This window comes from Thermodesulfovibrio yellowstonii DSM 11347 (assembly GCF_000020985.1).
In the GTDB taxonomy this organism is placed as follows: domain Bacteria; phylum Nitrospirota; class Thermodesulfovibrionia; order Thermodesulfovibrionales; family Thermodesulfovibrionaceae; genus Thermodesulfovibrio; species Thermodesulfovibrio yellowstonii.
In genome coordinates, this window is sequence record NC_011296.1 from 272,223 (window position 1) to 298,822 (window position 26,600).

23 protein-coding genes are annotated in these 26,600 nt (G+C 36.3%); 12 read left to right on the plus strand and 11 right to left on the minus strand.

Features of this window, described 5'->3' with window-relative positions; translation table 11 throughout:
• Window positions 1-14 precede the first annotated feature (14 nt).
• Genes THEYE_RS01350 through THEYE_RS01360 form a run of 3 tightly spaced genes read left to right on the plus strand, consistent with a single transcriptional unit; the run spans window position 15 to window position 2,809 of the window.
• A complete protein-coding gene (locus THEYE_RS01350) occupies window positions 15-1,070 on the plus strand; it encodes a flagellar hook-length control protein FliK (protein ID WP_164924801.1) in 1,056 nt (351 codons plus the stop codon).
• Window positions 1,071-1,079: 9 nt separating this feature from the next.
• Window positions 1,080-1,493 carry a flagellar hook assembly protein FlgD gene (locus tag THEYE_RS01355; protein ID WP_012545323.1) on the plus strand — a complete coding sequence of 138 codons (414 nt, stop codon included), beginning with the start codon at window positions 1,080-1,082 and terminating at the stop codon, window positions 1,491-1,493.
• An 11-nt stretch (window positions 1,494-1,504) separates the two neighbouring features.
• Window positions 1,505-2,809 carry a flagellar hook protein FlgE gene (locus THEYE_RS01360; RefSeq protein ID WP_012545614.1) on the plus strand — a complete coding sequence of 435 codons (1,305 nt, stop codon included), beginning with the start codon at window positions 1,505-1,507 and terminating at the stop codon, window positions 2,807-2,809.
• A 226-nt stretch (window positions 2,810-3,035) separates the two neighbouring features.
• Here THEYE_RS01360 and tyrS read toward each other — a convergent pair whose 3' ends face one another.
• The 11 genes from tyrS to THEYE_RS01415 form a co-directional block, all read right to left on the minus strand.
• Window positions 3,036-4,250, minus strand: coding sequence for a tyrosine--tRNA ligase (tyrS, locus tag THEYE_RS01365; RefSeq protein WP_012546544.1), 1,215 nt, complete (start codon window positions 4,248-4,250; stop codon window positions 3,036-3,038).
• 11 nt (window positions 4,251-4,261) lie between these two features.
• Window positions 4,262-5,056, minus strand: coding sequence for a 3-methyl-2-oxobutanoate hydroxymethyltransferase (gene panB, locus THEYE_RS01370; RefSeq protein ID WP_012545863.1), 795 nt, complete (start codon window positions 5,054-5,056; stop codon window positions 4,262-4,264).
• Window positions 5,053-6,726, minus strand: a complete 1,674-nt coding sequence (recJ, locus tag THEYE_RS01375) for a single-stranded-DNA-specific exonuclease RecJ (RefSeq protein WP_012546723.1) — start codon at window positions 6,724-6,726, stop codon at window positions 5,053-5,055. Before recJ ends, panB begins: the two co-directional genes overlap by 4 nt.
• A 1-nt stretch (window position 6,727) precedes the next feature.
• Window positions 6,728-7,633 (minus strand): protein translocase subunit SecF, encoded by a 906-nt coding sequence (secF, locus tag THEYE_RS01380; protein WP_012545001.1) that lies wholly within the window; start codon window positions 7,631-7,633, stop codon window positions 6,728-6,730.
• Complete coding sequence (gene secD, locus THEYE_RS01385) at window positions 7,630-9,252, minus strand: protein translocase subunit SecD (RefSeq protein ID WP_012546364.1); 1,623 nt, start codon at window positions 9,250-9,252, stop codon at window positions 7,630-7,632. The genes secF and secD overlap by 4 nt, the downstream gene beginning before the upstream one ends.
• A 9-nt stretch (window positions 9,253-9,261) precedes the next feature.
• Window positions 9,262-9,612: a preprotein translocase subunit YajC gene (gene yajC, locus THEYE_RS01390; protein ID WP_012545404.1), complete on the minus strand. Its 351-nt coding sequence runs from the start codon at window positions 9,610-9,612 to the stop codon at window positions 9,262-9,264.
• A gap of 95 nt (window positions 9,613-9,707) precedes the next feature.
• Window positions 9,708-10,511 carry a metal-dependent hydrolase gene (locus tag THEYE_RS01395; RefSeq protein ID WP_012546070.1) on the minus strand — a complete coding sequence of 268 codons (804 nt, stop codon included), beginning with the start codon at window positions 10,509-10,511 and terminating at the stop codon, window positions 9,708-9,710.
• Between the two features lie 120 nt (window positions 10,512-10,631).
• The gene (locus tag THEYE_RS01400; RefSeq protein ID WP_012545148.1) at window positions 10,632-11,027 is read right to left on the minus strand and encodes a YidH family protein; all 396 of its coding nucleotides are present in this window, start codon (window positions 11,025-11,027) and stop codon (window positions 10,632-10,634) included.
• 352 nt (window positions 11,028-11,379) lie between these two features.
• A complete protein-coding gene (locus tag THEYE_RS01405; protein ID WP_012545790.1) occupies window positions 11,380-11,646 on the minus strand; it encodes a type II toxin-antitoxin system YafQ family toxin in 267 nt (88 codons plus the stop codon).
• A 6-nt stretch (window positions 11,647-11,652) separates the two neighbouring features.
• Window positions 11,653-11,886, minus strand: a complete 234-nt coding sequence (locus tag THEYE_RS01410; protein WP_164924802.1) for a type II toxin-antitoxin system RelB/DinJ family antitoxin — start codon at window positions 11,884-11,886, stop codon at window positions 11,653-11,655.
• A 56-nt stretch (window positions 11,887-11,942) separates the two neighbouring features.
• Window positions 11,943-12,977, minus strand: coding sequence for a helix-turn-helix domain-containing protein (locus THEYE_RS01415; protein ID WP_339156126.1), 1,035 nt, complete (start codon window positions 12,975-12,977; stop codon window positions 11,943-11,945).
• Window positions 12,978-13,118: 141 nt separating this feature from the next.
• Here THEYE_RS01415 and THEYE_RS01420 point away from each other — a divergent pair, with 141 nt between their 5' ends.
• The 9 genes from THEYE_RS01420 to THEYE_RS01460 all read left to right on the plus strand — a co-directional run bounded on the left by THEYE_RS01420 (window position 13,119) and on the right by THEYE_RS01460 (window position 26,560).
• Window positions 13,119-13,688: a hypothetical protein gene (locus THEYE_RS01420; protein WP_012546299.1), complete on the plus strand. Its 570-nt coding sequence runs from the start codon at window positions 13,119-13,121 to the stop codon at window positions 13,686-13,688.
• Window positions 13,689-13,734: 46 nt separating this feature from the next.
• A complete protein-coding gene (locus THEYE_RS01425) occupies window positions 13,735-13,902 on the plus strand; it encodes a ribbon-helix-helix protein, CopG family (protein ID WP_012545219.1) in 168 nt (55 codons plus the stop codon).
• A gap of 22 nt (window positions 13,903-13,924) precedes the next feature.
• Complete coding sequence (locus THEYE_RS01430; protein WP_012545068.1) at window positions 13,925-15,139, plus strand: virulence-associated E family protein; 1,215 nt, start codon at window positions 13,925-13,927, stop codon at window positions 15,137-15,139.
• An 871-nt stretch (window positions 15,140-16,010) separates the two neighbouring features.
• A complete protein-coding gene (locus THEYE_RS01435; protein WP_164924887.1) occupies window positions 16,011-17,597 on the plus strand; it encodes an SSO2105 N-terminal domain-containing protein in 1,587 nt (528 codons plus the stop codon).
• Window positions 17,598-17,610: 13 nt separating this feature from the next.
• Entirely contained in the window at window positions 17,611-23,481 is a 5,871-nt protein-coding gene (gene mobF / locus THEYE_RS01440) for a MobF family relaxase (RefSeq protein WP_164924805.1), read from the plus strand.
• Window positions 23,482-24,025: 544 nt separating this feature from the next.
• Window positions 24,026-24,433: a plasmid mobilization protein gene (locus tag THEYE_RS01445; protein ID WP_012546322.1), complete on the plus strand. Its 408-nt coding sequence runs from the start codon at window positions 24,026-24,028 to the stop codon at window positions 24,431-24,433.
• A 38-nt stretch (window positions 24,434-24,471) separates the two neighbouring features.
• The gene (locus THEYE_RS01450) at window positions 24,472-24,654 is read left to right on the plus strand and encodes a hypothetical protein (protein ID WP_012545182.1); all 183 of its coding nucleotides are present in this window, start codon (window positions 24,472-24,474) and stop codon (window positions 24,652-24,654) included.
• Between the two features lies 1 nt (window position 24,655).
• The gene (locus THEYE_RS01455) at window positions 24,656-24,841 is read left to right on the plus strand and encodes a hypothetical protein (protein WP_012546618.1); all 186 of its coding nucleotides are present in this window, start codon (window positions 24,656-24,658) and stop codon (window positions 24,839-24,841) included.
• Between the two features lie 6 nt (window positions 24,842-24,847).
• Window positions 24,848-26,560 carry a type IV secretion system DNA-binding domain-containing protein gene (locus THEYE_RS01460; protein ID WP_012545499.1) on the plus strand — a complete coding sequence of 571 codons (1,713 nt, stop codon included), beginning with the start codon at window positions 24,848-24,850 and terminating at the stop codon, window positions 26,558-26,560.
• Window positions 26,561-26,600: the final 40 nt, after the last annotated feature.

The following is a 26,600-nucleotide window of genomic DNA, read 5'->3' on the forward strand; positions in this document are numbered from 1 at the left end:
AATTACTCTTTTGCATGATATTAGTAGGAAACATTAATTTGGATGAATTAAACATAATCAAAAACCAAGTAACATCAACAAATCAGTCTACAGGGTCTGATGATATTTTTAATGAACTTCTAAAACTTCTCTTTGAAAACAAAGATATCTCAACTGATGGCTCAACTGATAATAACTTTTTTATTTTTCCTTTTGCATCTTTCCAGAATTTCTTATTGCAGGACATTAAAAATTTTCAAGAAATTTCTCAGTCTGTAGAATTTTCTCCTGCTCTAAAAACAACTCTTTTCAATCTTCTTAAGGAAGGACAGATAGATATCAAGGATTTGAATAATTTTTTACAAAATCTGAAGTCTAATAATGATAAATATGACATTCAAAGCTTTTTTGAGAGTGTTGATGCAAAAAGCTTTTTAAATACAGAAAACTCAAAAGAATTAGTTAATATTTTAAATTCCCAGCAAACTAAAAATGATCAAGCCACAGAGCTATTTAAATTAAATATACAACCTGACAACTCTAATCAAAATAAATCATTTCTTTTAAACATTGTTAATGAGAGCTATTCAGAGAATCAAGATATTAAGTCTAAATTTTTTAATACTGATAAAGTAGAAAAAATCCTTAATAATGACAAGCTATCATTGCAATTAAATATATTTAACAATGTTCAGTCCAAAAACAGTGAGATTAATGATGTTCAACAAAAAGTTGAACTTCCCTTTACTCAGCTTAAAGAAGTTTCAGATATAGTTTTTAAAGCTCTATCCAGTTCTCAGAAAACAATTATAGTGCAACTTGAACCACCTGAACTTGGTAAAATACTGATTAAGCTTTCTATGGATAATGCAGGTGTCAGGGCTGATATGAAGGTTGATTATCCTCATGTAAAAGAAGCTCTTACAGGACTTATTCCAGAAATTAAAAGCAATCTTCAGTCATCAGGAGTAAAAGTTTCTGATTTTTTACTTGATTTAACAAAAGAGCACAGAGGTTATTCTGATTCTTACAATGGACAGGGGCAAAAAAGATATAGGGGTAATGAAAAATTTATTGAATACTTTGCATAGGAGGTTAAAATGTCAGACGTAACAACTATATTTAATAATCCACTTTATACGGTGCAAGAGAAAACAACTGCTACAGGTAACAGCCAGATAGACAAAGAAGCTTTTCTCAAACTTCTTACTGCTCAGCTAAAATATCAAGACCCATTAAATCCTATGGATAACACAGAGTTTGTTGGACAGCTTGCCATGTTTTCAGCTCTTGAACAAGTTATAAACATAAACAATACTCTGGAACAATTGGCGAATTCTCAAGTATACTCAAATGCACTGATGATTGGTTCAACAATAATCGGTAAAACTATTGTTACTACAGATGGTACTGAATACAAAGCACAGGGAATTGCAGTAGAGGATGGGGTGCTGAAAATAAATACAGGTGAGCAATATATAAGCATGAATCAAATCAAGGAAATAAAGGCTTAGGAGGTGATACTGTGTTAACATCACTTTTTACTGGAATAAGTGGACTGAATGCAAATGGACTGGCACTTTCTGTCATAGGTGATAATATTGCCAATGCAAATACAGTAGGATTTAAGGCAAGCAGGGCAAATTTTGCTGATATTCTCAGTCAGACTCTCGGTGGAGCTTCTGCAATGCAGGTAGGTAGAGGAACTATGATTATAGACATTCAGAAACTTTTTACACAGGGAACTCTTGAGACAACTTCAAATCCTCTTGACCTCGCCATAGAGGGAGATGGATTTTTTGTTGTTCAGCAACCTAATGGACCAACCTATTATACCCGCGCCGGACAGTTTAGAGTAAACAAAGATGGTTATATAGTTGACCCAAATGGATACCTCCTTCAGGCATACCAGATGGACGTTAATGGTAATGTAACTGGCGCAATAGGGAATGTTTATCTTGCTGGCTTAATGAGTGACCCATCAGCAACAGATCTTATAACCACCCAGGTAAATTTGGATTCAAGAGAAGATACAACAACTTGGAGCTTTACATCTGGGTCAACATTACCGGTTGCTGGAACTTATAATTATTCTACAGCTATCACCATATATGATAGTCAGGGCAATCCCCATCTGGTTTATACCTATTTTTGTAAAACAGCTGCAAATACATGGGAAGCTCATGTAGTGTATAATAATAGTGCTACAGGCACCAATTATGTTGAGGTTGATTTTGATAGTGGTACAACACAGCCTGTAACCATAGCATTTGACAGCAATGGTGCGCTTTCTGATGTTTATGTAACAACTCCTCATACTCCTCCTGATCCAACTTTTAGGCCAACAGCAGCATTAGATTTTTCAAGTTGGGGAGTCACATCGCCTCAGAATGTTGATATAGATTTGAACAACTCAACCCAGTATGGTTCTTCAAATGCAGTTGTCTTTCAGAATCAGAATGGTTATTCTGCAGGTAATCTCATAGCTGTTACTGTTGACCAAGATGGAGTAATTTCTGGAGTATTTACAAATGGACAGGTTAAAAAAGTTGCTCAGGTTGTGCTTGCAAAGTTTGTTGCAGCACACAATCTTACAAAGGTAGGAAATAATCTTTATCTTGAATCCTATGCATCAGGTGGTCCAACCTACGGTGCACCAGGAACTGTTGGTGTTGGCAAAGTCTATGCAAACTCTCTTGAAGCAAGTAATGTAGACCTTGCAGAGGAATTTATCCGAATGATTGCAGCACAGAGAGCTTATCAGGCAAATGTGAGAGTCATTACAACAACAGATAATATGCTCAATGAATTGATGAATATTGTGAGATAATTGTATTGCTATATTTTAAGGACCCATTATACTTCTCTAATCTCTATTGTGGCGTCCTGATGCGGTTCTTTTGTTGTAATTCCGAGTTTTTTATGTCATCCTGAGTTTTCCACTGTGTCATTCTGAACCGAAGGTGAAGAATCTCATCCTCAACAAAAGTAGACCCATTGCTATTGCTCTGGGTGACAGAAAAGTATCTATCTGGGAAGATAAAATTACAAAGTAATCAGGTATGAACCTTTATCTTAATAAATCTTCTTTTGCCAATTCTTACAATATATTCTCCGGCTGTAAGCTTAATATCTGGATTTGTTATCTGCTCATCATTCACCCTTATTCCACCTTGCTTGATGAGCCTTACAGCCTCTGAAGTGCTTTTTATGATACCACTTTCTTTAAGAATTTTTGGTAGCCATACACCTTGTTTTTCTTCTTTTATTTCTACAGTTTCAATTTCCTCGGGAATCTCCCTTTTCCTGAAAAGCCTGATAAAATTCTCCCTTGCTTTTTCTGCATATTCTCTGCCATGATATCTGTTTACAATTTCAAAGGCTAAGGATTCTTTCGCATCTCTTGGATTTATTCTGCCTTCCTTTATCCCTGTTTTAAGCTCATTAAGTTCCTCAATTGATATATGGCTTAAAAGTTCATAATATTTGAGCATTAACTCATCATTTATTGACATTAACTTCCCAAACATTTCATCAGGTGGTTCATTTATCCCAATGTAGTTTCCAAGACTTTTTGACATCTTCTGTACTCCATCAAGTCCTTCTAAAAGAGGCATAGTTATTATTACTTGCTCTTCCATTCCATACATCTTCATAAGCTGTCTTCCCATAAGAAGATTAAATTTCTGATCAGTTCCGCCGAGTTCTATGTCAGCTTTGAGATATACTGAGTCATAGGCTTGAAGAAGTGGATATAGAAATTCAAGGATTGTAATTGGTCTTCCTTCAGTAAACCTCTTTTTGAAGTCTTCTCTTTCCAGCATCCGTGCCACTGTCTCTGCACCTGCAAGTCTACACATATCAAGTGCTGTCATAGAAGCAAACCATTCACTATTGAATCTTATATCTGTTTTTTCAGGATGAAGTATTTTAAAAACTTGTTCTTTATATGTTTCTGCATTTTTTAAAACTTCTTCTCTTGTAAGAGGTTTTCTTGTTTCTGTTTTTCCTGAAGGGTCTCCAATCATTCCTGTAAAATCCCCAATTAGAAAAATTACTTCATGCCCGAGTTCCTGAAACTGTCTCATTTTTTCAAGTAAAACTGTATGTCCAAGATGAATATCAGGAGCAGTTGGATCAAAGCCGACTTTTATTCTTAATGGTTTTTTATCTTTGTATGCTTTTTCAAGCTTCTTTTTAAGGTCTTCTTCAAGAATTATTTCAACAGTGCCTCTTTTAATTATTTCAAACTGTTTTTCAGGTGGTAACACAGCTTCCTCCTTTAAAAAGAATGCTCTTTATCAGGAAACTCTCCTTTTTCAACTTCTTCTTTGTATTTTATTATTGCCTTTAAAACATCTTCTCTCAGATTGGCATATTTTTTTACAAATTTAGGTGTAAATTTTTCAAAAAGTCCAAGAAGGTCATGAATTACAAGAACTTGTCCATCGCAGTGCACACCTGCACCAATTCCTATTGTAGGAATTTCAAGGCTTTCTGTAATCTCTTTTGCAAGTTCTGAAGGAATTACCTCAAGAACAATTGCTACTGCACCTTTATCCTGTAATCTCAAGGCGTCCTCTATTATTCTTTTTGCCTGTTCTTCTGTTTTGCCTTGAAGCCTGTATCCACCCATTCTGAGAAATGCCTGAGGAGTAAGTCCAAGATGACCTATAACTGGAATCTCAGCTTCGGTTATTGCTTTTACATGAGATAGTATTTCTCTGCCCCCCTCAAGTTTAACAGCATGAGCACCAGCTTCTTTAATTAATCTGCCTGCATTTCTTACAGCCTCTTCAATACTTACCTGATAGGACATAAAAGGCATATCAGCTACAACCATAGCTCTTTTTGTTGATTTGACAACTATTTTTGTATGATAGAGCATATCATCCATTGTTACCGGTAAAGTAGTTTCATTTCCTTGAACAACCATTGAAAGAGAATCTCCTACTAAAATCATGTCTATTCCAGCTTCGTCAACAAGATGGGCAAAGGGATAGTCATAGGCAGTTAACATTGTAATTTTCTGTTTTTCTTTTTTCTTCATTAGCAAATCTGTAACTGTAAATCTCATTTTTGTGTCCTTCTTAATGCTTTAAGCTGTAGTTGAAGACTTTTCATTCCTTCCCACTCATTAATTGATGGTGTAAATGCTGCATCAATCAGTGAGCCTTCTAAAATTTGTGCATCTCCCATATCAAATCCTATTGCTCCGATGGTATTTCCATTTTGTCTTAAAAACATTTTAAGATGATTATTTCCTACTTTTCTTAAATTTAACACAGTAAGTTCCTTTGCTCCAAAAAGAGGTTCCCGATTGCCCTCGCCAAAGGGTTCAAGAAGAGATATTTCTTCTGCTACCTTTTCTGTAACCTCATTCAGATTTACAGCAGCGTCAAGAAGAAGTATATTTTTATCATCCCTTACTATCTCTTGAGCAATAAGACAGAGTTTTTCTTTAAAGGCATAGAGATTATCTTTTAAAAGAGTCATTCCTGCTGCCTGCTTATGTCCCCCAAATCTTATAAGTAAATCCTTAGAAGCATTTAAAAATTCCTGTAGGTCTATCCCTGCTGGACTTCTTGCAGAACCCTTTGCCTTTTCTCCTTGAATAGATAATATGAAGGCAGGTCTATTGAATTTATCCATAAGCTTACTTGCTACTGTACCAACTACTCCAGGATGCCAATCTCCCCATAGAACTATAACAGGCTCATCATCAAACTCCTTAGAAAGCTTCTCTTCAACTTCTGCCATTATTTTTTCTTCAGTTTTTTGCCTCATAGAATTAATCTGATTTAACCATTTGCTCAGGCTATCAAGCTCAGATTCATCTTCAGAAATTAAAAATCTAACTACATCTCCTGCTTGGTCTATTCTGCCAGGTGCATTTATTCTTGGGATAAGACAGAAGCTTAAATGAAAACCTCTGATGGAGTTTGAATTTATTCCTGCAATATTCTTAAGCATTTTTATAGAATTTCTTACAGGAGAGTCAATCATCTCCCATCCGTGTTTAATAAGTGTTCTATTAGCATGGATAAGTGGAACCATGTCAGCATAAGTTCCCAAAGTTACAAGGTCTAAATATCCGAGTGCTTCTTCACGACTTAAAGCCATAGCAAGCATAAAGGCAACCCCAACTCCAGCAAGATAGTTGTAATAGGGCTTGCCATCAATTTTTGGATTTATTACTGCTAAAGCATGAGGAGTAACAACTTCTTCATTTAATCTCAAAGGTTCGTGGTGGTCTGTAATTATAACACCAATGCCTTCTTTATTAGCATATTCCACTGCTTCAAAATCTCTTATCCCGCAGTCAACTGTTATTATGAGTTTTGCCCCGATTTTTTTTGCTTCTTCTATGCTTCTTATACTTAATCCGTATCCATGTTGTATTCTATGTGGAATATGGTAAAAAACTTTTGCTCCCTTTTTTATGAGAATATCGTAAAGTATGGCTGTTGAGGTTAAACCATCTGCATCATAATCACCGTTAATTAAAATTTTAGTTTCTGATTTTATTGCTGCATCTATTATTTTTGTGGCTTCATAAATTCCTGTAATTTCAAAAGGATCAATATTATCTATGTTGGGATTAAGAAAGGAATATATCTCATCAATATCTTTAAGTCCTTTTGATAGTAAAACCTGTGCAGTTGGAATAGTTATATTCAGAGACTTTGATATATATTGAAGATACTCCTGATTTGTTTTTACAACAACCCATTCTGAATACTGCATTTTATCTCTTGATTAGAGAGTTTTTACCAAGAAGAAGGACAACAGGACTTGCCACAAAAATGGAAGAGTATGTCCCCACTAAAATTCCCAGTATCATGGCAAGGGCGAAATCATGCAAAACTTCTCCACCGAAAAAGAATAATGCCACTGCTGCCATTAAAGTTGTAAGTGATGTCACTATAGTTCTTGATAAAACTTCATTTATGCTTTTATTCATCAAAGCTTCAAGAGTCATTGTGCCTTTTGCAACTTTCCCAAGATTTTCACGAATTCTATCAAATACTACCACCGTATCTGTAAGAGAATAACCGGCGATCGTAAGAAGAGCACTAATAAAAATTAAGTTTATTTCCTTATCAAGAATATAAAAAATTCCAAGTACCGCCATTACATCATGAAAAGTTGCTACAGTTGCACCAATGGAAAAATGAAATTTAAATCTGATTGCAATATAAATAAGAATGCCTGCTGTAGCTGCTAAAATTGCAAAAAGAGCATCCCTTTTTGTTCTTTCACCTATTTTAGGTCCTATCTCAGTAACTGATTCAATAATAGGCTCTTTAGCAGTGAGATTTTCTTTTAATGCTTTTTCAATGGTATCCTGTATGCCTTCCTGCTGTTTTTTAAGTTTTATAAGAATCTTTTTTTCTGTTGGCAGTTCCTGTATATCTGCATCCTTTATCCCTGCCTTATCTAAAACAGTTCTTACTTCAGCAAGGGTTACAGGTTGGGAAAATCTTATCTGAAGACTTAAACCTCCTGCAAAATCTACTCCAAGATTTGCTTTACCTGCATGAATCTGAAATATAGCAAATATACCAAGAATTATCATTATGCATGAAAGCGCCAGGGCAATATATTTTTTCCCAAGAAAATCAATATTTGTCTTGCCAAGAATCTGTATCATATGCTCAGGCTCTTACGCTCCTTTCCTATGTATATGAAGTCAAAAACTGTTTTCGTTCCAATTAAAGCAGTAAAAAGATTTATAGCAACGCCCAAGGACAGAGTAACAGCAAAACCTTTTATAGGTCCAGAACCAAAATGGAAAAGCACTGCTGCTGTAATAAGCGTTGTCACATGAGAGTCAAAGATGGTCCAGAATGCCTTTTTATAACCTGTTTCTATAGCTGCCTTAGGAGTTTTGCCCAGTCTCAATTCTTCTCTTATTCTTTCAAACATGAGCACGTTTGAATCTACAGCCATGCCAACTGCAAGAGCAATGCCTGCAATGCCTGGTAATGTTAGTGTAGCATTCAAAGCAGCTAATGCACCAATAAGAAGAATAATATTAAGTATCAGAGCAAAATCAGCGATAACTCCACTTAGACGATAATAGATAATCATAAACAGAGAAACAAAAATTGATGCTATGATTACAGCCATTTTCCCTGCTTCAATTGAGTCTTTACCCAATGTTGGACCAACTGTCACATTTTGAATAAGCTTTACAGGTGCTGGAAGCGCACCTGCTCTTAAGACTATTGCCAAATCTTTAGCTTCTTCAAGAGTGAAACTACCTGAAATCTGGGCATTACCACCTTCAATTTTTTCTTGAATTACAGGAGCTGAATAGAGATTCCCATCAAGTATTATTGCAAGTCTTCTCTTTACATATTTACCTGTGATATCTTCAAAAATTTTTGCTCCTGCGTCATTGAATCTTAAAGATACATAGGGTTCATTAAATCTCTGGTCAATACTTACATGAGCCTCTGCAAGAAGGTCACCTGTAAGAAGCACATCTTTTTTGACAATATATGGTCTTTTATAAACCTCTCCTGTTTCTTTGTTTACAATCTTCTGGAAAACTATTTCATCGCTTTCTGGAAGCTTAGACTTCCATTGATTTAAAAAAGTATCTTCCTCTCCAGCCTTTATTAATGAAGGAAGTTGTTTCCAGAGAGTTGTTTCCTCATCAAGAAGTTTAAACTCAAGCTGGGCTGTTTTTCCTATTATTTCAAGAGCTTTTTTGGGGTCCTTTACCCCTGGCAGTTGCACAACAATCTCATTTTCTCCCTGTTTGTGAATTGCAGGCTCTGCAACCCCGAGTTGGTCAATTCTATTACGAATTACTTCTATTGCCTGCTCAACTGATGTTGTTTCAACTCTTTTAAAGGCAGTTTCTGGAAGTTCGCAGATAATATTGCCACCATGTTCAGAAATTGAAAGGTCTGCATAGTTTTCTTTAATAATTTTTTTAACATCTTCATTCACAGGCTGAATAAATATCTTTTCTCCTTGAACTTTTACAGAAGGTTTTAGCCCCTTTTTTTCAAGAAGGCTCTGAAGATGCATGCCAATTCTCTCAACTGTTATTTCTCTTGCTCTTTTGAGGTCAACCTCAAAAATCAGATGAGAACCACCTCTAAGGTCAAGTCCGAGAACAATTCCTTTGTGTGGAAGATTCTTTTTCCACCACCCAGGCATATAGCTAAACAAAGGTGTATTCGGTAAAAAGAAAATAATTGCAAGAATAACAGTAAAGGCAATAAGAGCTATTCTAAGGTATATGCCTTTTCTCATGAAAACTTATTAATCCTCGTCTGTTGCAGGTCTTAGTGCAGCGATTGACTGCTTTGAAAATTTTAATTTCACATTTTCAGCAACCTTAAGAATCACTGTATTTGGATTTACACTATCTACTACACCGTAAAGTCCACCCACTGTTATTACCTTATCGCCTCTTTTAAGATTTTCAAGCATCTGCCTATGTTCTTTTGCTCTTTTTTGCTGTGGTCTAATTAGAAGAAAATAGAAGACAACAATAATTAATACCAGGGGTAAAAGGCTTGCAACGAGACTCATTATTGGATCTCCTTGACCGCCACCTTGAGGTGCAGGTCCCATTGCAAAAGCATCTGTTATTAAATTCAATAAATACATAATTCACCTCCGAAAATTTTTAAATCTTTTTATAGTAGCAATCTTGAACAAAAAATGGCAAGTTATATAAGCTTTTTCTTATTTACCGATAAAATTTATTCTATTTTGACAGTTTCTCCTATTTTTATTTTTAAAATTTTTGTTTGAATTTTTTGCTCTGCGATTTCTTTTTCAAACTCTTCAACAGTTCCGTTAAGCATAGGAAAAGTGCCAAAGTGCATGGGGATTACCATCTTTGGATTAACAAATTTTGTTGCAATAGCTGCTCTTTTTGGTCCCATGGTGAATTTATCTCCAATACATACCATCATAATGTCAACTTTGTACATTAAGCCAAGTAGTTTCATGTCCTCAAATAAATCAGTATCTCCTGTATGATAGAGTGTTGGTCCATTTTTTATTGAAATTAAGAAACCACCAGGATTTCCTCCATAAATAAGACTTTTGGGTGAATCTGGAATTTCTAAAGCAGAACTATGAACTGCTGGCACAAATAGAATTTTAACTTCTCCGTTAAGCAGAGTTATTTCTCCACCAAAATTACCTGTAGTTTCATAGCCAAACTGTTTTTCAGGATATCCTGCATATTTAACTATAGCTTTCCCTAAATCATATGTAGCAACAAGTTTAGCCCCTGTTTCCTTAGCTATTTCTATAGAATTTCCAATGTGGTCTCCGTGAGCATGGGTTAATAGAATAAGATCAACTTTAGGGAGTTCTTTTAGATGTCTTTTACCTTCTTTATTTGCAGGGTTAGTAAGCCATGGGTCTATTAGTAATACTTTGCCATTTGGAGTCTGGATTTTGAAACTTGAATGTCCATACCATGTTATTTCCGTAGCTCCAAAGGAGGCTACAGGTAAAAGAATAATCAACAATAGAAAAATTAATTTTTTCATGATATTCCTCCTATACAAGAGAATATAGTTTTTAATTATATCAAAAATAATTTAGAAACAATCCAATACTTTCAAAATAAAGTGTGGTCAAAAAAATTATAACCCTTAGTTTGTAACAACTTAAATGCTGTGTAACATGTAAATTATTAAAAAAACAGCTATTGCAAGGAGAGAAATCACAAGGAGGATATCAAGCAAAACTGAATGCTGATAGGTGTCTTCATCAATCTGTTTTTCAACTTTTTTATATCTGATAAAAGCAAGAAAACCCATAATAGCTCCAAGAGCAACCAAGAATATACCAAAGAATGAAGAGTATCCTGAATGAGGCATTGTGGAGATTTCTTTGCCAATAAAAATAGAAAACTGTTTTACAAAAAGAGCAAACTTTTCAACAACAAATCCAAATGCCATTATCCCAATACTTGTTCTTATCCATGCAAGAAAGGTTCTTTCATTTGCAAGATGAACTCTTCTGTTACGGATTTTTGGATGAATGTTTTCCTGTTCATTCATTTTTTAATTCTAAAATAAATATTAAAAAAACCACAATGAAATATTAATCAGCCGTAGTGTAAAATATCATCATAGTATCATTGTATATAGTCATTTTAGAACTTGTTGAGCAACTATTCGTAACTATTATGTATCTCTAATATCAAAAACTAAATTCCTGAATTAAAATTTTTTAGGAGTGTGTCACTTGGTGCAAACCCTTGAGAAATAAAATGGAGCTGATGGGAGTCGAACCCACGACCTCTTGAATGCCATAAAACAACAAAACTCAGAACTTGGCTTATTTGCTTGATTTTTGATTGTGAAAAATCACAGTTTTTGGATAAGTTTATCACAGTTTTATCACACTATCTTACCTAAATAATTGAGCATGTGAACCAATATCTATAAGCCTTATTTCGTCTTCAAAAGCCTGATATATCAGCAACAAATCATTTTTTAAGTGACATTCCCTAAATTCTCTTAAATCTCCACTTAATTGATGATCTCTGAATTTTCTCTCAAGTTTTCCACCCTTAAGTAATTTATCTACAACATACTTGAAAATCTCATCATCCTTGTCAGATACTCTCTTTTTGTAATGTTTAAGGAATCTCTTTGTAGTGGTGAGTTTTTTCAAGGAGTGCTATTTTCTGATTTCTTTCAAGAGTTCTTCAGTGTTTTTAAAGGCAACAACCTTACCTTTTCTGGATTCCTCAATAGCTTTTTTAAGCTCTTTACCAGCTTCTAAAGGAAGTTTTTTCTCCTTCACAATCTGCCTTAACAGCATATTAATCCCTTCATTTAAAGAAAGATTATACTTTTTAAATACTTTCTTTGCTTTTTCCTGTAAATCCTTATCTATCATCAAGCTTTCCATACTTTATTTTACCCCGCCAGAGAGAGAAAATCAATCGGTGGAAAAATTTTCCACCACTACATAAACCCATACTTTTCGATGTAACACATTTGCAACCACTGCCAGAGTTTTGTGTTTTCTTTAATCTTTTTAAAGCACTCTCGTAAACATTCGAATTCCTTAAGTGACAAAGACAATGTGATATCTTTTTGTTTTATATTAGCCAGCTTCTCATACTCAGTATAAAAAATTTCATAGTCAAGCATTTTCTTTTTTTCATCGTTTTTGATATTGAGAACAGTAGATATAAATCCAAACAACTTCTCTTTCTCAAACTCAATAAATCCCTTGCCAGCAAAATCAAGCACAAAATGACCATCAAAACTGAGTTTTATTCTTTCAGCTTCAAACACACCCCTTGGGATTTGTTTCTCATATTCTACCAAAGCATTTTTGTTTTGTTTGAAATTTTTTAAAACTTCCAAATCAATGTAAATACTCTCTAGGGGAACTAACTTTTTCTCATGCATAGTAGCCGCAATAAAAACATACATACCCCAATCCTGAATTAGTTTTTGAAGTTCACTTTTAAGCTCTTCAGTTATATCAAAATCTCTTTCAACAATATAATTTGTGATGTAAGCAATCATCTTATCCATAAGCCTACCCCATGCAACACTCTCATTTTTGATTGCTTTTTTGTATTTTTCTAATTCATTTTCAGAAACAAGAGAAAATTTAGACAAAATTTCAAAAACATAAATAGCTATATCTTTTGATACAGAAAAATCTTTAAAAAAAGAGTACACGTTCTGAACTTGTGATAAAATGTAGAAAATTTCTTCTATACTGTATTTGTCTTTGCTTTTTAAAACACTTAAAGCTTTTTCAGAATCTGCAAAAATTAAACCCTCGCCAGTTTCTAACCATTTTTTTGATATACCCACCTCTTTCTCTAATACCATTAAAGTTTGTGGAGACGGTTTTCTAATTCCTGCCTCAATTTGAGCTAAAAAGCTTCTGTTAAGCGATAGAAACCCCGCCAATCTTTCTTGTGTTACCCCCAATATGTTTCTCAACTTTAAAAGCCTCTCAGCTATTGTCATCTTCATCACCTCCTACTATACATAATGCAATCAAGTATAACACATCTGTTACATTGTAACAAAATTTTATACCCCTATAAAAATTTTAAATCAAAAAAATAGCAAATCCTCTTGACATGTTACTTTGTAACATGATAGATTAAAGACATGAAGTTACAAAGTAACATAAATGAGTATATAAGACAAATACAAGAGCAGTGTAAAAAATATGCCTCCAAACACTACTACCCTGTCAGGGCAGGCAGGGATGATATCACATATGAGGATGTGACACAGGAAATGCTCAAGATAGCATGGCAGTCATACAGGAATGGCAATGGGCTTTCTAAAGTAATCTTGGAGAAAAAACTTATACCAAGATGGCAGCTGGATTTGATTTTTCAAAATGCTTTGAGAAACTTAAAAATTACAGATATTCCAGATACAGAATCAGCCCCCGAACCAGCCAAAGTGGTTTTAGACGAAAATGGAGAAGTCATAGATTTCTACTATCCCAATATTCCTGACCCCCTGAGACAAGATGAGGAGGAGTCAATTATAAATAGTATGTCTTTAGCCGAAAAACAAAAGTGGTTAGAAGAGATTCAAAGGCTCAAAAAGTTAGGCTACTCTGATACGGAAATTATTAGCATGCTTACTCCTGCAGCTCAAGCTCAGAAAAGGAATCAGAAAGAAAATCTTATTTCAAATATTTCAAAGCAGGAGGTTTTGTTTTGAATTGCATTATTACATATAGCATACATTGAAATAAGAGGAGGTAAAAATGAGGAGAGAAGTAACAACGATTAGGCTTTCAAAAGAGATCAGAAACATTCTCACCCACACTGCTAAAAAATCTGGCAGAACTCTATCTGAACTGGTCAGAGAGGCAGTCCACGACTGGATTGAAAAACGTGAAAAAGAAAAGGCAGCCTCTAAGAGGACTGCCTAAAAACTGAGAAAGGAGTTGCTACATGTCTCAAACCCAAAAAAAGATTATCAATTTTAGGACCGAAAAGTCAAGTCAGGACATTATTGACGATGCAATAAGAAAAAGATATTCAAAAAAACCCCTCACTATTGAAAGAGTTGCTTCAATTATTTCTGGTATCACCATGGCGCATGAAAAGCCAAATTATGACGAATTTCACGTGAAATTTTTCTGGGGAGAAAGAGTGCATGACGAAGAAATTGAGATTACAATGCATGCCAAAGCAGAGGAATCAATTGGAGGAAAAAGAATCCCCATTGAGGTATTCAGAGAAGCCATATCATATCTTGCATATCAAAGGAAAAGAGATAGACTTAAAGAGTATCTTCTTAAATGCAAAGAGAAGTGGGAAAAAGACAGAATTAACAGACTGGAACATTTTTTTGCAGATGTGTTTGGAGTGCCAAGAGACAAGTATTCTATGACAGTTGCCAAAAATTTTTTTCTATCAGCTGTTGCAAGAGCTCTAAATCCAGGTTGCTTTCAAAAATATGTTCTGGTGATACAGGGTCCGCAAAACTGGAGTAAATCCAGAGTCATAGCAACGCTTGGGGGAGAATTCTACCGGGAACTGAACGTATCTGTTACTACTGAAAAAGATTTTTACATGGCCATCCAGGGAGTTTGGATCATTGAGATACCCGAAAATGATGCTTTCAGAAAAGCTCACAACAGCCGAACCAAAGCTGTTATATCTTCTACCACTGATAGATTCCGACCACCATATTCCCGTGTTGTCCGTGACTTTCCAAGAAGATGTATCTTTGTGATCAGCACTAACGAGGAGACTGTATACGAAGATCCCTCAGGAGGCAGCAGATTCTGGCCTGTGAAAATATGCCACCCCGGAAATGTTGAATATGTCCAGAACACCAGAGACCTGCTCTGGGGAGAGGCTACATACAGGTACTTACAGGGAGAGTCATACTGGGAAATGCCTGAACAAGTAGAAAAAGAGCAAGAACGGGTGAGGAGACATGATGAGTGGGAATCTATTATTTCTGATTATATCGCTTTAAATAATATACATGAAATAACAATAACTAAAATAGCTAAACTTGCTTTAGGAATAGAAGCCAAAGACTTGCACAGACACCAGCAGGATAGAATTTCCAACTGTTTGTCTGTTTTAGGCTTCGAAAAAAGGGTTGTATGGAGAGACAACAAAACAAAAAAGATATGGATAAAAAAATCATGACATTCTCCCCCAGACCTTACCCATCCTTACCCATCTTTCAGGGGATGGGTAAGGGAAAAGTTATTGAAAAATAAGAACTCTTACCCACCTTACCCATCTTACCCATCTTTTTCTATAAACTTCCCAATTTTTGCAACCAATGCTAACTTATTGTTTTTTAAAGCAAAAATCCTTCTATCTTTAGTAAGCACAACTCAATACTTGACTGTAACTAACTGATTTATATACACTTTTTACCACTTCTGATTTTCTGGTATTTTTTACCCTCTAAAAAACATAAAAGATGGGTAAGAATCCAGTATTATCAATGGTCTTACCCATCCTTACCCATGTATATATACAATGTATATAGGGTAAGGATTTAGAATTATCAAGCATTTACGGCCTTACCCATCCTTACCCATCCTTGAAATCCTTAATTTATCTGGAAATTCATTTTTTGTGCCCTGTGAAGATTTGATTTTTCTTATAAAAGGAGAATTGTTTTATTCTTTTTCAATAAAATCGCTCTTTTCCGAATAGGGTAACTTTTCATTTCTGGATTTCTTCATATCACAATCGCTCAGAAAAGCTCACAAAAGCTCAGTATCGCTCAGAAAAGCTCTTTCCTCTTTTTTGCTGGTCCATATATTTTATGCTTTTCGTGACTTTTCTAAGCTTTTCATGTCTTTTCCTGACTTTTCTAAGCTTTTTTATGACAGAGAAAACCCCCTTGTGGAACTGGTTCCACAAAGGGGTATGCAAGCGAAACCGTTTCGTTTGCAAACCCCCTTCTGGAAAATTTTCCAGAAGGGGGTTTTTTCTTTCGGTGCATTAATAGATATAGATACAAAAAAAAGGAGGATTTATGGGCAAAGAGGTGGCAGGAGACATGATAACGATACAGACTAAACTTGCTTTTTCAAATATAGAAGATAAGCAAGCTGTAGTAGATTTAATGAGAAGATGGTCATCCTGTATGAGATTTGCGTACAACAGGCTTTTAGAAGATAAAAGCAGGAACGAACTTAAAAGAAAACTTCAAGAGGTTTTTAACATAAACTCAAGATATGTAGACGATGCAATAGCAAAGGCAAAAAGCATGCTTCATTCTTATAAGGAGAAGGGCAAAGATCCGAGTAAGGTTATATTTGGTGGTAGGAGTTTGTTTGAAAAGCTCAAAAAACGACACATAAACGGAAAGGCTTACAAGAAATTAAAACAAATGTGGCAGGAAAAAAGAAAGGGCAATCTCTACTCAAGAGGAGATAGAAGTAAGAAGGGAAATCTGAATGCAAGGATTGAGAGAAATGAAAATGGCATTTATCTAAGGATCAATATAGGAGAGAGAAAGTATGCCTATGCAAAGATACAAGCAGGATGGAAAAAAGGAAAAAGCAGAGAAGAACTGCTTAAAGCAATCGGTACTTGTGGGGAAGCTTATTCAGTTGAATTAAAGCTAAAAAATGGAAAAATATATGCTTACTTTGCTATTAAGGAAAACTCTCCAGAAACTTTAGTAACAAAAGAAAACGGTGTCATAGGCATAGACATAAATGCATATCCTGATAACATAGCGTGGGCAGAAACGGATGTGAATGGACAGCTTGTAAGTTACGGCAAGATACCGATGCCGTGTCTTACAAGCGGCAGTTCAAACAAAAGGGAATATTACAGATGGCTATATGCCCATGAGATAGTAAAACTGGCAGAGGAAAGAAAGAAAGCAATAGTAATTGAGAGATTAGATATAAAAAACAAAGGAAGAAGAGGAGATTACTCTGGAAGGAAGTCAAGAAGAATAAGGCATAACTTTAGTTATCGATCCTTCTTAAATAAGCTCAAGGTTTTAGCTCAGCGGAAGGGTATACAGGTTATAGAAGTTAATCCCGCCTATACCTCAGTGATAGGGCTTCTGAAATATGCACCGCAGTATATGATAAGTAAGGACGTTGCAGCAGCATATGTCTTAGCAAGAAGAGGACTTGGACTAAAAGAGCAAATCCCTGACGGATATATGAAAGTTATAGAACATTTAAATGTTGATGACTTAGATAGACTGAAGGATTATATAAAGAAAGTAGTTAAGAATAGATATTTAAAGAGAAAACATTTCAAAGAGATAGAAAGGGTCAAAAATCTTATACAAAACCTTAAGAGTGAGTCAGGGAGGGTGTCAGGGCCTCTGGATGGAACAAGTCTTGGCACTTGTAGCAGTAGCTACAAAACCTGGCAAGTTCTTAAGGTAGCGGTGGTAACACCACTCTCCCCTGAGAAAACGTTAAGAGATGTCTCTGTCCTAAGGAGAATAATACATTTAGGGCAAGTGGGGAGACCTTGGCATGGGCGTAAGTTCCTGCTTCTTGGGGCGGGGGCTATGGTTGTTCCAAATACCGCCAGCTGGGGATGGAACAACCTGAAAGGCGGTAAAAAATACCCCAGCCGTTTAAACTTGTACAGTTTTGTACAGTTTAAGTGACCAGGAGTGAACTATGTTAAGTTTTGGTCAAATTTACCAAAGTCTTGAACAGTATGAAAAAGATAATTACTACGTTTCAACTAATGAAGTAGAGACACGCTTTCAAATTGGTTCGGGATGGCAAGAGTTGGGGGTAAAAGATGGCTATGAAATCACTTCAGAGGACTTCAAAAATTTTGCAAATGGAAGGGACTTACAAGGCAATTATCTTAGCAAGGAATTTGAACAGAAAGATCACCGTCAGGGGTTTGACTTCGTATGGAGTCCTCATAAGTCTGTAACACTCTATGCTTTCACCTCTGAAGAGAATCTGCAAACTGTAACAAACAGTATGAATGAAGCAACTAAAAATTTGGTCAACTTTCTTGAGAAAGAGGGCTATATTCAATATCGTGAAACTGTGAATGGGGAAACTATTTCAAAGTCAAGTGACAATGCAACCGTTCTGGTTAATACCCATCTTTGTGGACGATTAGACCCACAAATACACAACCACATTTCTTTTTTCAACTTCACCAGGACAGAAAATGGTGACTGGAAAGCAATTAACTCTGATGCAATTTATAGCAATAAATACATGTTTGAAGCATACCTTGAGAATCAGTTAGCGTATCAGCTTAAACAGCAAGGAATAAATACTGAACTTGTAAAAGAGGGCAATAGTAAGGAATATGTGACAAAAATAGCTGGATTAAATGAAGAACATTGGAAAGGTATAGCGAGGACTTCTGAGCTAATAGACAAGTATCTTGAGCAACATAAAGAAGAGCTACTTCAGAAATATCCGAATGCTACTGAAAGTCAACTCAGGGAGTATGCATATCTTGAAATTAGACAATCAAAGCAGAGCAAGACTATTGGTGAGCTTTTCAAGCAAGTTGAAGACTCTTTAAAAGAACAGGGATTAACTCAACAAGATATAATCAAGCTTGTAAGTGAAAAGAGAGAAAATCTAACTCAAGAATTAAATCAAGCTAATAAAGAAGAACTTGCGAAAGAGATAATCAACAAAGCAATTGATGAAGTCATAGATAGAAATTCAACATTCAGTCAATCTGATCTTTTTAAAGCTGCATTCCAAATCAGTGCTGGTCGAGTGGATTCTGATACGCTTGTGCAGGCTGTGAAGGAGAATGAGAGACTTATTGAAATGGGGTATGTGCAAGATAAGCAGCATAACAGAGCAAATGCAACATATCAGGAAAAGTATTTTACTTCTCAGGAGGTCATTGCATGGGAGCATAACATATTAAAGAGCATTGAAGAGGGGAAAGGTTCAGTTGAAAAAATAACAGAGCAGAGATACGAAAATGAGAAGCTAACCAAATCTCAACTTGAAGCTATCAATCATATCCTTCAAAGTACTGACAGATACACTGCCGTTGTAGGCTGGGCAGGTGTCGGAAAAACAACGTTTGTTGGCGAAATGTCGAAAGAGCTTGGAAAAATTAATGAAATTGCTAAAGAAGCTGGATATCGGCTTATAGGAGTATCTAACACAAACACGGCTGTGAACGAGTTAAAAGAAGTTGGTATAGAAGCGATGACTACTGCAAAGTTTTTGAACTCTGCAAAGGCACTGCAGAGCCTTGACTCTAAGACAATTCTAATCGTTGATGAAGCAAGTTTTCTCTCAACTAAAGACATGTCGACTATTCTGGATAAAACAAGGGAATCAGGCTGTCGGATAGTATTTATTGGTGATGACCGTCAGCTGCCTGGAGTTCAGGCTGGCTCTCCATTTGCGGCTTTGATTCGTGAAAACAAAATCAACCACGTCAAAATGACTGATATTGTAAGGCAACGCAACGAAGAGCTTAAGAGTGCTGTATATGACATATACCACAAAAACATTGAATCTGCACTTAATAAAATTACTTTCAAAACTATAGAGAGGGATTCGGCTCTTGAAATTGCTACGCATGCACTTAAAAGCGATAAACCAATCAATATAGTAGATAGAGAAATCTTTGAAAAAGTAAAAGAAATGTTTGAAGGTCAAGGCTCTGCTACTCAATATGTTCAGCAGTTTAAATCTGCACCGTTTGAACGTGAAATAATAGAGAAACTTGGCATAGAGGACGCAGGACAGAGAGAAGCTTTCTTTTTCTACAAAGATTTCGGTTTTCATGAAGGTGAAAATCCTCATGGAATAAAAGAGGATCAAGCTAAAAAAAGTATTAGGCAAATGATTAAAATGGGCTGGGTAGTAGCTACAGAGGTAGAGGTAAATGGCAAGAAATATGGGGCATATCAAAAGACTGGATTGTTCGGGGTTGACCCATCTCGGATTAGAGAAGTTCTCGGTGAAAAATATGAGGAGTATCAAAAGCAAATAGAGCAGCAACAAAAGGAAATTCTGCGAGAGATAGCGAAAGAGTATATAAGTCAAGGCTATAAAAATTCTGCCATATCTGTAGCTACAAATCAGGACGCTAAAATCTTAAACAGTTTAATCAGCGAAGAATTGCGGAATGGCGAGCTTAAAGGGGCTAAATCTATAGAGGTAAATGTGTGGGTAAACAAGAATTTAGATAATGTAGAGAGGCTAAAGGCAAGTAGCTACAATGTTGGCGATAAATTACTTGTAATGTCTTCGGGCGGTGGAGTTAGCGTTGGAAAAGAGCTTTTCGTGAAAGAAGTTGATATTGTCAAGAATACTTTAAAAGTAGAATATACAACAAAGAAAGGTGAAGTTAAAGAAAGAGTTTTCAATATCGAAAAGCTTGGTGACAAGGTTCAGGCTTTTCAGAATGAGAGCATTCAAATAGCAGAAGGAGAGAAATTGATATTCAATAATACATATAGAAATAAAAACTTTGCAAATTCTGAGTTTGCTTATGTGAAGTCTATAAATAATGAGGATGGTTCTATAACTATAGTTTCAAAACTTGATTCAGACAAAGCTAAAACTACAACATTCACAAAAGAAGAACTTGCTCAGGGTGTTCATTTTCAGCATGGCTATGCAGTGACAGCTGATCACATGCAAGGGAAAACTACCCAGAATGTCATAGCGTTTGAAACAAGAAACTATGAGAATTTCCTCGTTTCAATCACTCGTGCAAAACAGAATGCGACTATATACTCTACTATGAGCAAAGAGAGATTCATTGAAAAAGCATCAGAAGAGGCAACGAAGGAAAGAATAGAAAGGATGGCATACAAATTCAACGAGGAAGTGTTTAATACCGTAAAAGAGCAAATATATAAGAATTTCAAACAACAGCAAGAGCAGGTAAAAGAGCAAGGATTTGAAAATGAAAGAGAAGGGCAATTTCAGAAACAAGAGAGCAAAGAACAATCAGAGAGATACCAGGAATCAGTTTTTTGGGCGTCAGAGGCTATAAAAAACTACGAAAAATCAGAGTACCAAAAATGGGCTAAAAATTTCAGTGAAAAAGATTTCAAAGCAGTTCAGAAACCTCAAAAGCCAAACATTGTTAAGAAAATAGCAAATGCAATGGTGGATTCAAATTATGTTGATAGAAAGTTCAAGGACTGGCTAAATGGAAAGACTCGGGATAAATTTGAGAAATGGACATTAAAAGATCAGATAAAAACATGGTGGAAGAATAACCTAAACCGTGACCTGGAAAAACTCACTGGCCAGAAAAGAAGAGACTACTGGAAGACTTACGAGGTTTATACAAAAGACCAAAATGGACAGTGGCATAAAGGAATTCAAAAACTGCATGTGAGAGTCAGAGGGGATAAGACCACCATTGAGGGCTATACTCTTACAAAAGATGGAATCCATTACTTTAAAATAGAAAAACAAAAAGGACTTTTTGGCATAGAGAAAGTTCTTGATCAGAGTATGGAGTTTGCACCTCACCAGCTATCTCCTGTTCAGCAGATTGCAGCAGTAGGAGCTCAGAAGCCTGTTATCCAGCATGTTGAACCCCCTAAGCTTGAGAAATACTTCACTCCTGCCCAGATGAAGAACATCCAGGATATGGCCAGAGAAATAGTCCAGAAACAACAGGAAAAACAGCAAAAAATATCAGAAGTTCGTGAGTATGAGCAGAAATCCCATGAACATATTCGTGAACCAATCCAGAAATGGCAGGAGATGGTTCAAGCAGGGGATAGGTTTAACGAGGTACTCGCCAATACGTGGCAGAAATGGCAGTCACAGGCTCAGAATGTTAGAGAGTTTATCATTCAGAAAGACAGAACAACCAATAAAGAGATATTCCAGTGGTCAAAAGAGAATCAGATAGGTAAAGAAGTTGTATTAGCTACCACCAGAGAAATGCAGGATAAAGGACTTATATGTGTAGAATCCTACGATGAAAAAACCAGGACTATCACCTTTATCTCAGCCTCAAAACTTTCTGAACAACAGAAAGCTATATCTAAAGCAGTAGAAAGCATATATAGAAATTCCTCTAAATGGAGTTTTTCTCTAAAAGACATAAAAGCAGAATTGAAACGCTCCGGAGTTGATGCAGCAGACAGGACTATATATAAACACCTAAGCAGCATGGGATACAAAAAAGACGATAAAGGACGATTCCACTTTCTCAACGATTCTATACATGTCAGGCAGGATAGAGAAATCATTTCTGTTTTTGCTGAAAAAACCTCTGGAAAAGGATATTTCACTGCGTCAGAGTTACACAAAAACATATCTCACATTCACCATATCCATCCTCAAAGGCTTGAAAAGTATCTACACGAAGAAAAAACACTCAAACTGATAGGCTTTCAGAAAAATTCAGATGGAAAATTAGAAGCTATTTTCTGTCACAAACAGGACTATGAAAATTCTAAACAACATTGGCTTAATTCAATCGCCTCTATACCTCAGAAAGCAGACGAACAACTGGTCAGATTTTATATTGAAAAAGAGGGCATTTCGCCCTGGAAAAATCTCACAAAAGATCAATTACAAAAGCTACAGTCCGAATTCAAAAATGCAGGAGTGAATGAAAAAAAGGGATACTTTTTTTCATGTGTTGAAAGAGTGCAACATCAGATGAGAGAAACAGAGATTCAAAGAGTCATGCAGACCATTCGTTTTATGACAGAACGAATGCAGCAGTCACAACAGCAGCAAGAACATAGTCTGGCCCAACAAAATGTTCAGATAGACAGGGAGGTTCTAAAAATGCATTCTATGTTGAACCGAAATATTCAATACGATATTACACATGAAGAGTTTCAAAGGGTTAAGGAGTATATGGATACCCACAATGGCTCTGTTGTTGCTATGCAAAATCCACCTCAAAATGAAAAGTATTCTTCGGTGCTATATACTACCAAAAAGGATATATATATGGAAAAGGCTATGGCAGAAAAAATCGGAGTGAAATATCAGAATGAATCTACAGCTTATTTCTCATCCAAAGACCTCGTTTCAAATACAGGACTCGGAAAGGACAAAATAGACCAAGCTATGCACAAAATGTTCAGATCTGGCTGGGTTATTCCTGTTACAGTTTCAACAGACAAAAAACTATATGGTGCATGGCAAAAAACCTCTTTGTATGGGGTTGACACAGAACGGGTAAAAGAAGCATATGGCAAAGAGAAAGAAAAAGTGGTCCAACAGCTTAAAGAAGAATGGAAAAAAATAAAAGCACAGGAACAGGGAAACAAAAAGGAAAAGGACTACATTTCAAAAACTGACATCCGAAATGAACTCAACAATGAAGTTCACACAAAAGCTATATCAGAGGGGATAAAAAGAAGTCTGGATGGCAACATTATTTCTGAACATAAAATAACAATCAAAACTAAGGAATCAGATTCCAAAGAAGTTACGGTCTACAAACCTGCCCAGTCTATCGAAAAATCCCAGTCACAAAGTCATGAAAAATCAACCAACCCCTCTCAGGATAAGACAGCCTCAGTCTCAATGGAACGAGGCAGGTAGTTCATGCTCCTTCGGTGCATCGAGCACCTCAGAGCATACCCCTCACATGAACCACCGCTCGCTAAAGCAGTGCCAATATGTTAGCTTTGTTACAGACAACCGATTGATTTAGCCTCGATGGTGCTCTCCGCTCGCTTGCCGAGATACCTCGAACTCTCGGCATGGTTCATGTGAGGGGGGAACTATGCACTTCCTCACCAGTGGTTTTTAAGGTTCAATCACCTTCATAACCACTGGTTCAGACGTGCATTCGGGGGAATCCCCCAAACCCCCGCTTTTTCCACCACACCACCCGCAACCTTCGGTTGAGGTTGGAATTTTTGCCAGACCCACGCCAGAACCAAGCCAGACAAGGCTTTATCGGTTTTTGGAGTTTTTAAGCATAGTAATAGGAGATTAAGGTTTTTGATGAGGCTTAAAGGTAATACTACCAAAGGTTTACGACATAGGAGATATAGTTTTCAAGAAAACATAGGAGATTCTCCTATTAGGGAAAAGTTGCATTAATTAATAGTAGAGAACAATAAGAAAGGAGGATTAAAGGATGGCTAAGTATGTAAGGATTTATATGAGTGAAAGTGATTATGAATTGATTGAGAGAATGGCTAAGAACTCTGGTAAGGGAATAAGCACACTGGCAAGAGAGATTCTTTTAAATGGACTTAAGCAAGAACTAAGGGATACAAACCTCTTGAACCGACTCATTCAGAAGATAGAGAACCTCTCAGACTCACAGCCACAGACCCTGCCGGTGCAGCAGTTACAGAGTGAAAGGTTAGAGGAGTTGAGAAACCTCATTTTTGCAGTCTATTTAGTGGCACGAAATACTTTGCTCAACTCAAGCATTCCAGAGGCAACCAAGCACAGCCTGATGAACTTTTTTGAACGCCATGAGAGAGAGGTATTTGGTGGGACTCTTTATGAAATTTTTGGCTTAAAGAAATCTGAGTAAGTGAACTGCATTATATATATCAGAAAGGGGGTGATAGTATGAAAGATTTCTGGAGAAAAGAGGCAGAAAAAGTTAGGGTTCTTCTTCGTGAGAAAGGATATGACATTATTCCTGATATGCATGAGATAGTTGAAGTAGTGAAAAAGTCTGAACTCAGTTATCTTCTGGAAAATGAAAAAGTATTTCAGGACATTTTAGCCACCATGAAAGGGGGTGAGTAGAGTGAAAAGGAACATTTCTAAACTTCAGAAGAGAATGAGGGAAATTCAGAAACAGATGAGAGAGGCAGAGAGGGCTTTTTATGCCTCTCTTGGAAAGGCACTTGAAAGCAAGCTAACCGACTCTGAGTGCACATTGAATGATATCAGGGACATGTATGAAAAAATTAAAAAAGACTTTGGGAGGTAAGACTGTATGAAAGAGGGTTACAAAGAGGCAAAAACCTATAAAGGCTTTGAAAAGTGGTTTCATGAGTTGCAGATGAGTTTTAAGATGCACGTTTACACGTTCATGATAGTGTTACTTATTCACTTGCTTATTCCTGCAGTTTATATGATTTTATTTCAGCCAAAACTGCTTGGAACAGTGATTCAGGTTTTCACTGGTTTTTATGTGCAGTTATGGCCAAAGGCATTAGAGGTTTTATTCAAAAAAGGCTTCTGGATATTTCTTCTTGCCACTCCTGTATGGCTACTGTATCCGATATTGCTTACTAAGTTTAAGTTGAAAGCAAAGGCAATAGTAAAAGATGAACACATGAGAGGGCAGAGGATAGTTGAGCCATCTGAATTAATATCGCTTATAAGGAGAGACCATCCTCAAATCGGAATATTTCATATAGGCAGAATACCGATACCAAAGCAGTATGAGACGACACACTTCTTTGTGGTAGGTAAGAGTGGTTCAGGAAAAACCACAATGTTGAATCAGGTTATAGAAAAAATTAGACAAAAAAAGCATAAGGCAGTAATCTATGACACCAAAGGAGACTATATAGCAAAATTCTACAATCCAGAAAAAGACCTCATATTCAACCCTCTTGATAGCCGAACCCTACATTGGAACATATTTGATGAACTCTATCTTGTTAGTGACATTGAGTCTTTCGCTTATTCTCTGATTCCACCAGTACCAAGTGGGCATGAAGATGAATATTTCATAACAGGAGCAAGAGAGGTTTTTTATTCTATCCTCTATTATCTTTATGCCACCAACCAAAGAACCATGTCTGCTTTATGGCAAACAGTTTCACAGGGAGAGGCAGGAGTGATTGAAACCTTAAAGACAGCAGTGAACCACTACAAACTTGATGACTGCAAAAGAGGTTTAGGATTGCTTGAGGGATACGAAAAAGGAGTGAAATCAGCAAGTGATATTATTTCCACCATGAAGAAATACAGTAACTGTTTTAAGTATGTAGAACACCACCAGAGTAGTTTCAAAATTCAGGACTGGTTAACCAAACAAGACAGTGGATTTCTTTTCTTGGTGAACTATGACAAAATCAAAAACGTGCTAAAGCCTCTTGCTTCAGTCCTTCTTGAACAACTTGGCAATGCAGCCTTGACTTTGCCAGATGATAGAGAAAGACGATTATTCTTTGTCTTAGATGAATTTGCCTCACTTCAGAGAATGCCAAAGTTTGTAGACTTCCTTGAGAGAGGTAGAAGTAAGGGGATCTCTCTCTGGATAGCCACGCAGGATATCAACCAGATAGAGAAAGAATATGGCAACCGAACCATGAACACAATCATAAACAACTGCACAACTACGGTAGCCTTTGCAGTGCAGGATGTAAACACAAGTGAGTATCTTTCAAAGTTTCTTGGTGATAGGGAGATTCTTGAAACTGATGAATCTCTCTCTATGGGACCAGCAGACCTCAGAGATGGATTAAGCCTTACAAGACGGAGAAAGACAGACAGGCTAATTCTTCCAAGTGAGTTTGCTTTACTTCCTGTATTTCATTTCTACATCAAGATTGGTGAGTACCCAATATCAAAAAGCCGAATAGACCTGAAAATATACCCAGATACCCAGCCAAGCTATATTCCTGATGAAAACAGGTTCAGAATAGCAACTGTATCGGAACAGTCAGAACAGGCTCAGGAGCAGGTAATCAAGTGATTGGTGACTGCATTAATTATAGTAGAGGGACTCATCCTGA